A 13,531-nucleotide genomic window follows, 5' to 3' on the forward strand; every position below is an offset into this window, starting at 1 on the left:
GACCGCTCGCCCACCTCGCACCCGGAGGCAGTCATGACCCAGACCTCACTCGACTCGAAGGTCCCCGACGAGCCCGCGACGCGGCGCAGCCTCACCGCGACGCGGTTGCTCGACGCCTCCAGCGAGCGCTCGCTGGAATCCCTCGCCCTCGGCGTCGGCGCGCTCGCGTTCGTCGTCGTCGGGCTGGCCGCCCTCGCGGCGTTCGGGCTCCAGCCCGCGCCGATCGCCGGGCCCGGGTCTGCTGGACAGTTCGCCGCGATCGCCTCGGGCGTCACGGCGCTCGCCGCGGTGATCGCCGGCCGGTTCGCGGTCCACGTGCGCGGCGGCCGCAGCCGGTACGGCGTGCTGGACTACCTCGACGTCGCGGCCCTCGCCTTCGCGCACGGCGTCATCGCGCTCCTGGGCTGGACGCTGCTGGCGGTCATCCTGGAGCAGGCGTTCATCGGCGCGCAGGTGTTCCCCGTGGCGGCGATCCTCCTCAGCGGCGCGGCGGCGGCGGCGAGCGGGTACGTCGCCTTCTACTCGGCGAGCCACATGGACCTGCAGCTGCTCGCCGCCGTCCTCGCCGTGTTCCTGGTGTTCGGAGTCCTCGCCAGCATGCTCACCGCCAGCAACCCGGACTGGTGGAAGGACAACCTCAGCGCCCTCGGCATGTCGTCGAACGTGTCGGCCTTCGCCTTCAACATCACGATCATCGTCGCCGGCTTCCTGGTGACGACGCTCGCGCGGTACTCCACACGCGGCATCCCCACCGACAACCCGAAGGGCGTCGGGCGGGTTCGGGTCAGCCTCATCGTGGTCGGAGTGTTCCTCGGACTGGTCGGGTTGTTCCCCGTCGACGACTTCTTCGCCCTGCACACCGGTGTCGCCTCCGGCATGGTCGTCGCGTACGGCGTGCTCGTCATCGGGCTGCCCCGATGGATCACCGGCATCCCGCGCGCGTTCGTGGTGCTCGGCTGGCTGTTCCTCGGGGTCACGCTCGTGCTGGCGGGGTTCTTCTTCGCCGGCTACTACACGCTCACGGCGGTGGAGCTGGTCGCCGGCATCCTGGTCTTCACGTGGATCGTGCTGTTCATCCGCAACGCCGCGGCCCTCGAGCAGGACACGCGCGCGCCCGCAGCCGGCTGATCAGTCCCGAGTGGCCGACGTGCCGTGCCCGGCCGACCGGCGTTCCCACGGCAGGGCGGCGGGCGACCGCTCGCGGGCGAGGTCCTCGGGCGTGATCAGCATCGGTCGCGCCCACGTGACCGCCAGCCACGCCGGCAGCACGATGAGGCAGAGCATCGGCAGCACTGTGATGTCGTCCACCATCGCCACCGCCACGAACAGCGCGACCCAGCCGTCGCGGGCGATGGCGATCACCACGCCCAGCACACCGCAGGCCACTGCGAGCGAGGGGGACATGCCCGGCACGAGGGCGCTGCCGAGAAGTCCCGCCGCCACTCCGAGGAACACCGCGGGGAAGATCCGCCCGCCGCGGAAGCCGGCGGATGCCGCGACGACGAGCGCCGCCAGCTTCACGAGCAGGATCAGCACGAGCTGTGCCGGTGGGTGGTCGCCCGGGTCGGCGAGAAGCTCGGCGCTCTGATCCAGCCCCTTGAACAGGGTGAGGGGTCCGCCGATCGCGCCGAGGGCGCCCAGTACGATGCCCCCGGCGACGGTGAAGAGGAGCGGATGCCGCAGGGCGTGGAAGGCGCGGTGCACGAGGGGGAAGAGGTAGACGCCGACCAGCGCGAACGCCGCGGCCGCGCACGCGATGAGCGCGCCGCGGAGCAGATCGAGCGGCTGCGGTGTGCCGTAGGGCGCGAACGGCGCCGCCGCGCCGAAGCCGCCGCCGAGCAGGAAGGTGGTGACCGAACCCGCTCCTGCGGCGACGAGCGGCAGGAACAGCTTGTCCCACAGCGACCCGCCCATCGCGAACCCGCCCACCATGCCGGTGAACACGAGGGCGGCGGCCACCGGCGTGCCGAACAGGGCGCCGATCGTCGCCGAGATCGCCAGCGCCCCCACGAGCGGCGCCGGCACCGCGCGCGCGATGCGGGCGACGAGGGCCACCGCCAGCGAGACGTTCACCGCGATGATCGGGTTCTCGGGCCCGAGGCTCACCCCTCCGGCGAGGCTCAGGATGAGCACCACCGCGAGCCCGGGGAGGGCGGACAGCGGAATCGGTGTCGCGGCCAGCTCGGTGGTGGCTGAGTCGGGCCCCGCATGCCCGGGCACGAGCCACACCACCATCCCCACCGCGACGCCCGTGGCGGTGAGGACGGCGAAGATCCACCACCCCGAGTCCGGGTCGATGCCGAGGGAGCCCGGGATGCTCGTCCACAGCACATCCTCGAGCCCGTCGGCGATCTCCTCGAGCACCCGGAGCGTGAGCGCCGACAGCACGCCGATGAGGATCGCGGGGATGGACAGCAGCACGAGGCGGCGGACGGTGAGCCGCGGCGCCGGTGCTGCGGCCGGCTCCGGCGAGGGCGCGGTGGGGCCCGACATGGCCACACCCTAGCGGCCGGGACGCGCGCATCGCGAGCGATGCGCGGTGCGATCCCGGCGCGCGGGCGCGCCTGCGGGCCGTCGCGCGGCCCCATGCGCCATGATTCGGCTGTGGACGAGCGAACCTGGCATGCACGCACCGAGACGGTGCTCGTCATCGCCGGGCTCGCCTACCTGGTGGCGTACTCGTGGCGGGTGATCGCCGACCTCGACGGGACGGCCCGCACGATCGCGACGACGGTCGTGTTCGTCACGTGGGCGATGTTCATCGTCGACTATCTCGTCCGGCTCATGCTGGCGGAGGACCGTCGCACCTGGTTCCGCACCCACCTCGCCGCGCTGACGTTCGCCCTCATCCCCGTGCTGCGCCTGGTGCGTCTGCTGCGGGTGATCACGCTGATGCCGGGCCTGAGAACCACGGCCGGCGGGGTGCTGCGCACCCGCATCCTCGTCTACGGCGCCGGTGCCTCGGCCATCCTCGTCTACATCGCGTCGCTGGCGGTGCTCGAGGCCGAGCGCCATGCGCCGGATGCCGACATCACGTCGTTCGCGATCGCCCTCTGGTGGTCGTGCGTCACGGTGACGACGACGGGTTTCGGCGACTACGTGCCGGTGACGGATGCCGGGCGATGGGTGGGCGTGGGCCTGATGCTGGGCGGAGTGGCGCTGGCCGGCGTCATCACCGCGACGCTGGCGTCGTGGGTGCTCGAGCGGGCCGCCCGCGATCGCGACGACCAGGAGCCCGCGACCCGCGCCCAGGTGCGTGCGCTCATGGCGCGGATCGAGGAGCTGTCCGCGCGACCTCCGGGCGGTGATGCCGGACCCGGCGGACGACCGTCTGGGAATCCTCCGACCGGCGGTGGGGGCGGCGGACACCATCATCCGGACGGGATCGGCGACGGCGGGGACGACCGGCCGGGCGGCTGAGCGCCTGCGCGCCGCGCTGGAACGGCGAGAGGGCCGCCCCCAGGGAAGCGGCCCTCCGGCGTGCGGCGGTCAGCCGAGCAACTTGGCCTTCGCGGCGGTGAACTCCTCGTCAGATAGGATCCCCTGCGCGTGAAGCTGGGCGAGCTGGCCGAGCTTGGCCATCATGTCGTCGCCCGCGGCCGGCGCCGCCGGCGCAGGAGCCTGAGCGGCCTGGGCGTTGGCGACGGCCTGGGCTGCGGCCTGGTCCATGGCCGCCTGCTGCTGGGCGGCCTCATAGGCCTCCTGCTGCGACTGCTCGTAGTACTTCTCCTGCTGGCGATGCTGGACGCGCCCCGAAACGGCGGTCGCAGTGCCGGCCACGACCGCGGTGCGGGCGGCCATTCCGATGAGGCCGGGGCGGCCCATTCTTCCCAGTGGCATGTCTTTCTCCTCCTTCAGTCCGCGTGCTCGGAGAGGAACGCGTTGACGACGGGTGCGGGGATGCCCTCGCGGGCGATGACGGCGCCGCCGGCGTCGTACAGCGCGGCCGCGAAGGACTTCGCCCACAGCAGCTCGACGACGAGGATCGCCGCCGACTTGCCGGGCTCGAGGCTCTCGGCGAGGTAGAGGATGTCGTCCTGGCCGGCGAGGCCCGCGAGGTCGAGAGCGGGGGCGCCGTCATCGACCGTGTCGGAGAGCTCCAGCACCTCGATCTCGCCCTCGGGTGAACGCCGCGCGAACACGAGGTCGAGCAGGTTGACCGTGCCGGAGTCCACGAGGTCGTCGATCGCCTGCAGCACGGCAGGGCCCGGCCGATCGCCGTCGAACGCGATCGCATAGAACTCGATGGGCCCGTAGTCGAATGTCGTCATGTCAGTCCTCCTGATCCGTGGCGGCTAGGCCGCCAGCGCCTTCGCCTTGAGGGCGTCGAACTCGGCCTGCGTGATCGCGCCGGAATCCAGCAGGGTCTTGGCCTTGGCGATGTCGTCGGCCGCGCTGGTCGTCGTCCCCGCCGTCTGACGGATGTAGGCGTCCTGCGCGGAGCGCATGGCCTGGGCCTGCTCGATCGACCGCTTCTGCATGCCGTTCCCACGTGCGATCAGGTAGATCAGCGCGGTGAGGAAGGGCAGGAAGATCAGGAAGATGATCCAGACGGCCTTCAGCCAGCCGTTCAGCGAGTCGTCGCGGAAGATGTCGGCGATGATCGAGAACACGACCATCAGGTAGGCCACGAACACGAAGATCCAGAAGAACCAGAGAATCAGGTCCCAGATACTGCCACCCATGCCAGGGGTCCAATCGTCGGGACGGGCAGCGCCCGTCGCTGTGAGATGAGCGCCCGCCTCGGCGGCGGGGGCCCTTGGCGGTGAGACTACCTCCGATTCCACGCGGATCACATGACGCGATTTAGACGATTTGCGGGCGTCTTGGGGGCATCATGTCCCCATGACCGATGAACCAGTCCTCGCCGACTCGGGTGTCGCCGGTGCGCCGGTCGATGAGCGGCCGCGAGGCTTGGCCCGCATCAGCGCGGCGCTCGACCACCCGCTGGCGACCGGCTTCCTCGTGACGATCGGCGTGCTCGCGGCGCTCGTACTGGGGTCGGCGATCGGCTCGATCTCGACGATCCTCGTCTACATCATCCTCGCGATGTTCCTGGCGGTCGGGCTGGACCCGCTGGTGCGCATGCTGGAACGTCACCGCGTCAAGCGCAGCATCGGCATCGCGATCGTCTTCTGCGGGTTCGCCCTCGTGATGGTCGCGGTCTTCGTGTTCGTGCTGCCGCCCGTCATCGCCCAGGTCGTGCAGCTCGTGCAGGCGATCCCCGAGCTCGTCGAGAACATCCCCGAGTCCGAGTGGTTCGCGCGGCTGGCCCCGGACGCCCAGGTCGCGGTGCTGGGCGCGCTCGAGCAGGTGGCATCCTGGATCTCCGCACCGTCGACCCTCGCGATGCTGGGTGGCGGAGTGCTGGCGGTCGGGGTCGGCTTCGTCGCCGCGATCTCGGCGAGCTTCATCGTCATCGCCCTCACGCTCTACTTCCTCGCGTCGCTGACGGCGGCCAAGCGCGCCCTCTACTCGCTGGCGCCGGCGCGCAATCGCCCGCGGCTGGAGGACCTCACCGAGCGCATCACCGGCTCGGTCGGAAGCGCTCTCATCGGCTCGGTCATACTGTCGTCGCTCAACGCTGCCGCCGTCTTCGTGCTGCACCTGGTCATCCAGCTGCCGTTCCCCGCGCTCATGGCGGTGATCGCGTTCGTCGTCACCCTCATCCCGCTGTTCGGCTCGGTCATCTTCTGGATCTTCGCGTCGGTCATCGCGCTGTTCACGAGCCCCACGCAGGCGCTGATCTTCTTCGTCGCGTACCTCGTCTACATCCAGCTCGAGTCGTACGTCATCAGCCCGCGGGTCATGAACAAGGCGATCGAGATCCCCGCCGCCCTCGTGCTGATCGGCGCCCTGGCCGGCGGCGCGCTCGCGGGGATCGTCGGCGTGCTGGTCGCGCTGCCCGTGATGGCCTCGATCCTGCTCATCATCCGCGAGGTCGTCGTGCCCCGCCAGGACCTCAAGGTCTGACGCGCGCGAAGACCGGACGGCCCGCGGTCAGTTCAGCGCGGACGTGAGGCGCATCAGGCCGTCGAGGAACGTGGCCCGGGCGGGCTCGCGACGCCATTCCTCCAGGGTGAGCTCGCGGCCCGCGTCGCGGTACGCCTGCTCCACCTCGCGCATCGCGGTGACGAACGACGCGCCGCGCACCATGAGCGACACCTCGCTGTTGAGGCTGAACGACCGGATGTCCATGTTGCTCGACCCGATCACGGCGATGTCGTCGTCGATCGAGAAGTGCTTCGAGTGCAGGATGAACGGCGCGGGGTAGAGGAAGATGCGCACGCCCGCCTCGAGCAGGGCGGTGTAGTACGACCGCTGCGCGTGCCACACCATGAACTGGTCGCCGATCTCGGAGACGAACAGCTGCACCTCGAGGCCGCGCTGGCACGCGGTCGTGATGGCGTAGACCATGGCCTCGTCGGGGACGAAATAGGGACTCGTGAGGATGACCTTCTCGGTGGCGCCGTAGATGAGCGAGAGGAACAGGCGCAGGTTGTTCTCGGTGTCGTAGCCGGGACCGCTCGGCACCACCTGGCACACCAGCGCATCGGCCGCATCGGATGCCTCCAGCCGGCCGGCCGGCACGTGCGCCGTGGCCGACAGATCCTCGCCGGTCTCGATGAGCCAGTCCGAGAGGAACACCGCGTTGACCGCGGCCACCACCGGCCCGGAGAGCCGGGTCATCAGCTCCTGCCACTTGAGGCCGCGCTTGATGTTCTTCGGGGAGTCGTAGCTGCGGTCGATGAGGTTCTGCGACCCCATGAATCCGACCCGCCCGTCGACGACGACGATCTTGCGGTGGTTGCGCAGGTCGGGTCGCTGGTACTTCCCCTTGAACGGCTCGACGGGGAGCATCCACGACCACGTCACGCCGATGCGGTCCAGCTCGGCGAACGTCGCCTTCGCGTTGGCGAGCCGCCGCGTGGCCACGTAGTCGGCGAGAAGGCGCACCGTCACCCCGCGCGCGACCGCCCGCTCCATCGCGGAGAAGAAGCCGCGGGTGGTGTCGTCCCACGCGACTATGAAGAACTCGACGTGCACGAAGCTGCGGGCGGTGTCGATCTCGGCCGCCATGGCGTCGATCGACGCCTGGTAGTCCCCGTACAGCGTCGCCTCGTTGCCCGACGACGCCGGCAGCGCCGTGAGGTTCTCGTTCTGCTCGACCACGCGCTGGAACCACCGCGGCCAGCGGGCGTCGGAGGCCTGGAGGCCGTTCGAGGTCACGCGGCTGCGGATGAGGCCGTCGATGCGCGCCTGCTCCGCGCGCCGGCGCTGCGGGAGCCGGAAGTTGCCGATGACGAGGTACAGCACCACCCCCAGCCCGGGGAGCACCACGATGAGCAGGATCCACGCCATCGCGGCCGTCGGCTTGCGCCCGCGCGGGATGACGATGAGGGCGGTGATGACGATCGCGGCGTGCACGAGCGCGGCGAGCGACCACGACAGGTTGGCGAGGAAAGTCGAGTCCACGGGCTCAGTGTGGCACCCGCCCGCCCCGGCGCGCGTCGTGCACCACGCGTGATTCTCAGGGACGGAAGCCGTTGACGAGGTTCCGCCACTCCAGGAGGGGGACGAGCGGCGACAGGTCGTACTCGGGTCCGTCGATGGCCGGGATGATGAGCCGGAACCCGAGCTCGTACAGGCGGGCCGGGGCATCCGTCTCCAGCAGCGGCCCGAATCCGCGGATCGTGTAGCCGGTCGACAGCTCGATATCGGCGGGGTCGCGCTCTTCCCGCGCGCACCACTCGTGGAGCACGGCGATCTTGCGCGGCAGGTCGTCGAGCTTCGTGAAGGTGTGCCAGATATCGGCGTGCTGCGCGACCAGGCGCAGTGTCTTGCGCTCTCCCTGCCCGCCGATGAGCACCGGGATGCGGCGGGTCGGCGCCGGATTCAGCCGGTCCCACCGGGCGCGGATGCGGGGCAGGTCCTCGGCGAGGGCATCCAGGCGCGACCCGACCGTGCCGTACTCGTAGCCGTACTCGTCGTAGTCGTGCTGGGCCCACCCCGAGCCGGTGCCGAAGATCAGCCGGCCGGTCCCGGTCGCCCTCGCGCTGATGTGATCCACGGTGCGGGCCATGTCGGCCTGCAGGTCGGGATTGCGGTACGAGCTGCAGTTCACCAGTGGGCCGAACTCGACCCGCTCGGTCTGCTCCGCCATCGCGGCGAGCACCGTCCAGGCCTCGAAGTGCTCCGCGTCCATCGGCGCGGTGAGCGGGAAGAAGTGGTCCCAGTTGAAGATGGCGTCCACGCCCATCTCCTCCGCGCGCAGCACCGCGTCGCGGTAGGCCGCGTAGGAGCCGTGCTGGGGCGCCAGCTGCACGCCGATGCGCAGCGGTCGATGGGATGCGGGATGCCTCGGCTCGGGGGTCACGTGCGCTCCTCGGGTTCGGCCTCGTCGGGTCAGTTCCTGGGCTCGATGCGCAGCACGTCGGGCGACTCGCCCACCGCGAGGTCGTCGACGACGCGGACGGTGCGGGCGAGGTCGTCGACGCTGCCGATCACGGTACCGAACCGCGCCCGGTCGGAGCACACGGCGTTGACGGTGACGAAGTGCGTGCCGGTGTCCCACGTGTAGGTGGCGAACGGGGGCGTGCGCGGATCGGACGGCAGCGACATCTCGAGCTTCTCCCCGACGCCGAGGTACGGGTTGCGGAACGATTCGGTGTCGTCGTACTCCATCGGCATCATCGCGCGCGCGGCCCGCAGGTCGTTGGTCGCCTGCTGGATCTGGGCCATCACGACGACCAGCTCGGCGTCGGCCTTCCACACCCAGACGAGCACCCTGCCGGCGGCCCTGCGCATGAGGAACGGCGCGGCCTGGCTCATCGCCCACGCCGCCATGCCGCTCCCCGGCCGCGCGCCGGTGCGCGCGTCGCCCGCGGGACCGGGGAGGGCGGTCCCCGCGGCGCCGCCGAGCGCGGTCTGCGCCTGGCCGAGCAGCATCCGGATGGCCGCCTTGCGATGGCGGCGGCCGCGGAAGCCGAGGGATTCGGTCACGGGAACCCAGAGGCTGGGGTCGGCGTCGGCCTGCAGTCGGGGCATGCCCCCAGCGTACGTGGGCCGTCTGGCGCGTTCCTGGGGAGGTCCGGGAGACCCCTCGGGTACAGTGGAGCCCGCGTGTGTCCCACCCCCGCCACCGCGCCCCCCGCCGCACAGACAGGCCCAATCCCGTGACCGATCCTGCGACGCCCGACGACACGTCCGCCGATGCCGCGCCCCCGCGCGCGCTGAAGATCCTCATCGGCGCCGACACCTTCCTGCCGCACGTGAACGGCGCGGCGCGGTTCGCCGAGCGCCTCGCCGCCGGCCTGGTGTCCCGCGGGCACGAGGTGCACGTGATGGCCCCCAGCAAGACGCACCGCGAGCACGGCACCTTCACTGAGGTGATCGAGGGCCAGCCGATGACGATGCACCGGCTGCCGTCGTGGCGCTGGTACCCGCACGACTGGCTCACCTTCGTCATGCCGTTCCGGTCGAAGCACTACGCCCGGCGCGTGCTCGACCAGGTGAAGCCCGATGTCGTCCACATCCAGTCCCACATCGTCATCGGCCGCGGCCTGTCGCGCGAGGCGACCAAGCGCGGCATCCCGATCGTGGCGACCAACCACGTGATGGCCGAGAACATCCTCGACTTCACGACGCTGCCCGACGTGCTGAACAAGCGCTTCGTCAAGCTTGCGTGGGCTGACGCGAAGCGCACGTTCGACCTGACGCGCGCGGTCACCACGCCGACGCGCAAGGCGGCGGACTTCCTCGAGTCGACCATCGACATCAAGGGCGTCATCCCGATCAGCTGCGGCATCGACGCGTCGAACTACACCGCCGACTTCACGCCCCGCGACGCGCACCGGATCGTCTTCGTCGGACGCCTCACCACCGAGAAGCAGATCGACGTCATCCTGCGCGCGATCGCCGCCCTGGACCCCGCCCTCGACGTGCGCTTCGACATCGTCGGCAGCGGCGATCAGCGCCGCAACCTCGAGCAGCTCACCGAGGAGCTCGGCCTGACGGAGCGCGTGCACTTCCACGGGCACACCAGCGACGAGGAGCTGCGGTCGCTGCTGTCGAACGCGAGCGTGTTCGCGATCGCCTCGATCGCCGAGCTGCAGTCCATCGCCACGATGGAGGCGATGGCGTCGGGACTGCCGGTCGTCGCGGCCGACGCCGTCGCGCTCCCGCACCTCGTCCACGACGGCGAGAACGGCTACCTCTTCCGCCCCGGCGACGTGGACGACCTCGCGGCCAAGCTCACGACCGTGCTCACCCAGTCGCCCGAGGAGCGCCTGCGCATGCAGCAGGCCTCGCTGGAGGGGGTCAAGGTGCATGACATGCGCCGCACGCTCGACACGTTCGAGGCGCTGTACCGCGACGAGCCGCTGCCGGAGTAGCGCACCGTGCACGTCCTGATGTTCGGCGACCAGCACGTCGAGTCGCTCGGCGGGGCACAGGTGTCGATGCGGCTGCAGCGCCGCTTCCTCGAGAGGGCCGGCCACACCGTCACGCTGGTCGCGCCGGCGATGCACGGGCCGCGGGCTCGGGCGGAGGCATCCGATCCCTCGTACGTGGACCTGCCGTCGATCCCGATCACGGTCGATCGCGAGTACTCGATGTCGTGGCCGGGCCGGCGCACCGATCGATGGCTGGATGCCGCCCTCCGCCGCCTCGTCGAGGCGACCGGGCGCCCGCCGGTGGACGTCGTCCATGTGCAGGCCGACTTCTGGGGCGCCCTCATCGGGCACCGGTATGCGCAGCGCCACGGGCTGCCGGTGGTGCACACCATGCACAACCGCGTCGACGTCGGCATCGAGGCGACCGCGCCCTTCCCGAAGACGGTGCTGCGTGTGCTCAACGCCTGGCAGCGCCGCGCCCTCGGCGTCGCCGGCGAGGCGAAGCCGGTCGGCCGGGACGGCTGGTCGTACCTGCGCCGGTTCGCGCTCCGGTCGGATGCCGTCACCGCACCCTCGTCGCACTTCGCCCGGCGGCTCGAGGCGCACGGGGCGGTTCCCGCCGGGCGCCGCGGCGTCCTGCCTCACCTGGAGGCGGCGCCGACTCCGCCCATGGTCGACGTGATCTGGAACGGCATCGACGACGACGTCCTCGACGAGGTCCTCGCCGGCGAGACGGAGCGCGCCCCCGGCCGGCCGCGGCTGGTCTGGCTGGGCCGGATGAGCCCCGAGAAGCGCCTGCTGCCTTTCCTCAAGGCGGTGGCCGCGTCGGGCATCGACGCCGACATCGAGATCATCGGCGGCGGCGGCCAGCTCCGCGCGGCGCGGCGGCTCGTCGAGAAGCTGCGGCCTCGCGCGTCCGTGACGTTCGCGGGACGGATGCCGTACCCGCAGACACTGCGGCGGATCGCCGCCGCCGACGCGGTCGTGCAGACTTCCATCGGCTTCGAGACGCAGGGGATGACGATCTTCGAGGCGGCCTCGCTCGGCACGCCCGCCGTCGTGAGCGACCCCGATCTGGCCGCCGAGCTCGAGTCGGGCCACTGGACGGCGGGGGACGGCGTCACGGCGGACCCGTCGACGGCCGCGCTCGCGGCCGCGCTGCGGCAGGCGGCATCCGACATCGCCGCCGGAACCGCGCGCATCCCCGACGCGTCGATGCGTGAGCGCTTCCGCCAGTCGTCGCGGACCGCGGCGATGATCGCCGTCTACGAGCGCGTCACCGCCTGAACGGTCCGCGCGCGGTGCCCGCCCCTCAGAGACGGGGAGCGGGATCCGCGCGGCGGTGTCAGGGAAGGCGGGTGCGGTCGGTGGGAATCCGACGGTAGCCGTCGGTGCGGAGGGCGGCGATCGTCGACCCGATGGCCGCCACGGACAGGGCTGAGATGAGAATCACCATGAACATGGCAGAAACGCTACGCTTGCGCTGTAACTGCCACGAGTGGCAGGATGGACATACAACGAACGAAAACTGCCACGCCAGATCTGGCGCGGCGGACGAGATGAGACGAGGGATCGAGATGAAGACGGTCGCCTGCATCGTGACGGACGGGTTCGCCCCGTTCGAGTTCGGCGTCGCGTGCGAGGCCTTCGGCCTCGACCGCTCCGAGGACGGCATCCCCAGCTTCGACTTCCGCGTCGTGACTCCCGATCCCGGGGTCGTGGAGTCCAAGATGGGCTTCTCGATCAACGTCCATGAGGACCTGTCCTTCGCCTACGAGGCCGACCTCGTCGTCGTGTCGCCGGTTCCGCATCAGTACTGGGGCCGCATCGACGAGCGCGTGCTCGACGTGATCCGCGCGGCGGTCGCCCGCGGCGCGTGGGTGCTCAGCGTCTGCAGCGGGTCGTTCGTGCTCGCCGCCTCAGGGGTGCTCGACGGGCGACGCGCGACCACCCACTGGATGTACGCCCAGAAGATGAAGGAGATGTACCCGTCCATCGACGTCGACCCCGACGTCCTCTACGTGCAGGACGGCCGCATCATCACCAGCGCCGGCACAGCCGCCGGCCTCGACGCGTGCCTGCACCTGCTGCGCCAGGAGCTCGGCGCCGAGCTGACGAACATCATCGCCCGTCGCATGGTCGTGCCGCCGCAGCGCGACGGCGGCCAGGCGCAGTTCATCGCCAACCCGCTGCCCGCCACGACGTCGCTTTCGCTCGCGCCGGTGACCGATTGGATGCTCGACAACCTGCGTCTCGAGCTCACCGTCGACCAGCTCGCCGCCAAGGCGCACATGTCGCCGCGGACGTTCGCCCGCCGCTTCAAGGCCGACCACGGCGCGACGCCGGCCGCGTGGCTCGCGCGTCAGCGCATCATCCACGCGCAGCGCCTCCTCGAGAAGACCGACCTCGGGCTCGACCGCATCGCGTACGAGTCCGGCTTCGGCTCGGCCGCCGTGCTGCGGCAGAACTTCGCGCGCGTGCTCGGCATCACGCCGACGGCGTACCGCGCACGCTTCGCCTGCAACCTCGACGAGGAATGCGGCGACGCCGCGATGACGGATGCCCCGGCCGCCGCCGAAGCGGTGGCCGAGGCATCCGTTCTCGAGCCGGTGGCCTGACGCGCAGGGCGTCAGGCGTGCCGGGCTCGGCTTAGCGGGCGTAGCCCTTCAGCTCGCGACCGTGGACCGTGAGCGCGTAGATCACGAGGACGTCGAGCGCGAGGACCGCGAGCGACAGCCACGGCTGCGCGGCGATGAGGGTCAGCTGACCGATCGCGTTGAGCGAGACGAGGACGATGGCCACGACCCGCGCCCACGTCGCGCCGGTGAGCAGCGCGATGCCGGTCAGGATCAGCAGCAGGCCGATGATGAGGTGCCACCAGCCCCACGACTGGATGTCGAGGGAGAACAGCGCCGACTCGCCGACGAAGAACGCGGTGTCGGGGCCGATCAGGGCCTGGAGGCCGTGGAAGGCGTCGATGGTGCCGGCGATGATGAGGACCACGGCGGCGAAGACGCCCCAGCCCACCCATCCCGTGACGGTGGTGTCGTTGTCGGTCATGTGAGCGTCCTTTCGTGGCGGCGAGGGTGCCGGACTGCGGCGCGGGCCGGAGGCCTGCGTCGATCGACACGCTAGCG

General features: G+C 70.9%; 14 protein-coding genes. 6 read left to right on the forward strand and 8 right to left on the reverse strand.

The window, feature by feature from the left end; genetic code table 11:
* The first annotated feature begins 33 nt into the window (after nucleotides 1–33).
* Complete coding sequence (locus tag ACZBH1_RS07135; RefSeq protein ID WP_463645945.1) at nucleotides 34–1,128, forward strand: DUF998 domain-containing protein; 1,095 nt, start codon at nucleotides 34–36, stop codon at nucleotides 1,126–1,128.
* On the opposite strand, the gene ACZBH1_RS07140 is transcribed toward ACZBH1_RS07135, so the two are convergent.
* Nucleotides 1,129–2,493 carry an ion channel protein gene (locus ACZBH1_RS07140; RefSeq protein ID WP_463645946.1) on the reverse strand — a complete coding sequence of 455 codons (1,365 nt, stop codon included), beginning with the start codon at nucleotides 2,491–2,493 and terminating at the stop codon, nucleotides 1,129–1,131.
* 111 nt (nucleotides 2,494–2,604) lie between these two features.
* Between ACZBH1_RS07140 and ACZBH1_RS07145 the strand changes: the two genes are divergently transcribed.
* A complete protein-coding gene (locus ACZBH1_RS07145; protein WP_378878956.1) occupies nucleotides 2,605–3,420 on the forward strand; it encodes a potassium channel family protein in 816 nt (271 codons plus the stop codon).
* 69 nt (nucleotides 3,421–3,489) lie between these two features.
* Here the strand turns inward: ACZBH1_RS07145 and ACZBH1_RS07150 are convergent, their stop codons facing one another.
* Genes ACZBH1_RS07150 through ACZBH1_RS07160 form a run of 3 tightly spaced genes read right to left on the reverse strand, consistent with a single transcriptional unit; the run spans nucleotide 3,490 to nucleotide 4,685 of the window.
* Nucleotides 3,490–3,825 (reverse strand): SHOCT domain-containing protein, encoded by a 336-nt coding sequence (locus ACZBH1_RS07150; RefSeq protein WP_336395032.1) that lies wholly within the window; start codon nucleotides 3,823–3,825, stop codon nucleotides 3,490–3,492.
* A 29-nt stretch (nucleotides 3,826–3,854) separates the two neighbouring features.
* Nucleotides 3,855–4,271, reverse strand: coding sequence for a DUF6325 family protein (locus ACZBH1_RS07155; RefSeq protein WP_463645947.1), 417 nt, complete (start codon nucleotides 4,269–4,271; stop codon nucleotides 3,855–3,857).
* 24 nt (nucleotides 4,272–4,295) lie between these two features.
* Entirely contained in the window at nucleotides 4,296–4,685 is a 390-nt protein-coding gene (locus ACZBH1_RS07160) for an SHOCT domain-containing protein (RefSeq protein WP_336394169.1), read from the reverse strand.
* Between the two features lie 160 nt (nucleotides 4,686–4,845).
* On the opposite strand from ACZBH1_RS07160, the gene ACZBH1_RS07165 reads away from it, so the two are divergent.
* Nucleotides 4,846–5,973: an AI-2E family transporter gene (locus tag ACZBH1_RS07165; protein WP_378878948.1), complete on the forward strand. Its 1,128-nt coding sequence runs from the start codon at nucleotides 4,846–4,848 to the stop codon at nucleotides 5,971–5,973.
* Nucleotides 5,974–6,000: 27 nt separating this feature from the next.
* Here the strand turns inward: ACZBH1_RS07165 and cls are convergent, their stop codons facing one another.
* The 3 genes from cls to ACZBH1_RS07180 are packed head-to-tail and all read right to left on the reverse strand — an operon-like array spanning nucleotide 6,001 to nucleotide 9,048.
* The gene (gene cls, locus ACZBH1_RS07170) at nucleotides 6,001–7,476 is read right to left on the reverse strand and encodes a cardiolipin synthase (protein WP_463645948.1); all 1,476 of its coding nucleotides are present in this window, start codon (nucleotides 7,474–7,476) and stop codon (nucleotides 6,001–6,003) included.
* 55 nt (nucleotides 7,477–7,531) lie between these two features.
* Nucleotides 7,532–8,377, reverse strand: coding sequence for an LLM class F420-dependent oxidoreductase (locus ACZBH1_RS07175; RefSeq protein WP_463645949.1), 846 nt, complete (start codon nucleotides 8,375–8,377; stop codon nucleotides 7,532–7,534).
* A 29-nt stretch (nucleotides 8,378–8,406) separates the two neighbouring features.
* Entirely contained in the window at nucleotides 8,407–9,048 is a 642-nt protein-coding gene (locus ACZBH1_RS07180) for a hypothetical protein (RefSeq protein ID WP_463645950.1), read from the reverse strand.
* 128 nt (nucleotides 9,049–9,176) lie between these two features.
* On the opposite strand from ACZBH1_RS07180, the gene ACZBH1_RS07185 reads away from it, so the two are divergent.
* The 3 genes from ACZBH1_RS07185 (at nucleotide 9,177) to ACZBH1_RS07195 (ending at nucleotide 13,012) form a co-directional block, all read left to right on the forward strand.
* Nucleotides 9,177–10,394, forward strand: a complete 1,218-nt coding sequence (locus ACZBH1_RS07185) for a glycosyltransferase (protein ID WP_452323687.1) — start codon at nucleotides 9,177–9,179, stop codon at nucleotides 10,392–10,394.
* 6 nt (nucleotides 10,395–10,400) lie between these two features.
* The gene (locus tag ACZBH1_RS07190) at nucleotides 10,401–11,681 is read left to right on the forward strand and encodes a glycosyltransferase family 4 protein (protein ID WP_463645951.1); all 1,281 of its coding nucleotides are present in this window, start codon (nucleotides 10,401–10,403) and stop codon (nucleotides 11,679–11,681) included.
* Between the two features lie 290 nt (nucleotides 11,682–11,971).
* Nucleotides 11,972–13,012 carry a GlxA family transcriptional regulator gene (locus ACZBH1_RS07195; RefSeq protein WP_378878931.1) on the forward strand — a complete coding sequence of 347 codons (1,041 nt, stop codon included), beginning with the start codon at nucleotides 11,972–11,974 and terminating at the stop codon, nucleotides 13,010–13,012.
* Nucleotides 13,013–13,043: 31 nt separating this feature from the next.
* Here the strand turns inward: ACZBH1_RS07195 and ACZBH1_RS07200 are convergent, their stop codons facing one another.
* Nucleotides 13,044–13,454, reverse strand: a complete 411-nt coding sequence (locus tag ACZBH1_RS07200) for a DUF7144 family membrane protein (RefSeq protein WP_463645952.1) — start codon at nucleotides 13,452–13,454, stop codon at nucleotides 13,044–13,046.
* Nucleotides 13,455–13,531 lie beyond the last annotated feature (77 nt).

This window comes from Microbacterium sp. ZXT2-5 (assembly GCF_055329545.1).

Bases quoted from the DNA above. Each gene is read 5' to 3' on its own strand.
- ACZBH1_RS07135 (WP_463645945.1), top strand. From the start codon at position 34: ATGACCCAGACCTCACTCGACTCGAAGGTCCCCGACGAGCCCGCGACG.
- ACZBH1_RS07140 (WP_463645946.1), bottom strand. From the start codon at position 2,493: ATGTCGGGCCCCACCGCGCCCTCGCCGGAGCCGGCCGCAGCACCGGCG.
- ACZBH1_RS07150 (WP_336395032.1), bottom strand. From the start codon at position 3,825: ATGGGCCGCCCCGGCCTCATCGGAATGGCCGCCCGCACCGCGGTCGTG.
- ACZBH1_RS07155 (WP_463645947.1), bottom strand. From the start codon at position 4,271: ATGACGACATTCGACTACGGGCCCATCGAGTTCTATGCGATCGCGTTC.
- ACZBH1_RS07160 (WP_336394169.1), bottom strand. From the start codon at position 4,685: ATGGGTGGCAGTATCTGGGACCTGATTCTCTGGTTCTTCTGGATCTTC.
- ACZBH1_RS07165 (WP_378878948.1), top strand. From the start codon at position 4,846: ATGACCGATGAACCAGTCCTCGCCGACTCGGGTGTCGCCGGTGCGCCG.
- ACZBH1_RS07180 (WP_463645950.1), bottom strand. From the start codon at position 9,048: ATGCCCCGACTGCAGGCCGACGCCGACCCCAGCCTCTGGGTTCCCGTG.
- ACZBH1_RS07195 (WP_378878931.1), top strand. From the start codon at position 11,972: ATGAAGACGGTCGCCTGCATCGTGACGGACGGGTTCGCCCCGTTCGAG.
- ACZBH1_RS07200 (WP_463645952.1), bottom strand. From the start codon at position 13,454: ATGACCGACAACGACACCACCGTCACGGGATGGGTGGGCTGGGGCGTC.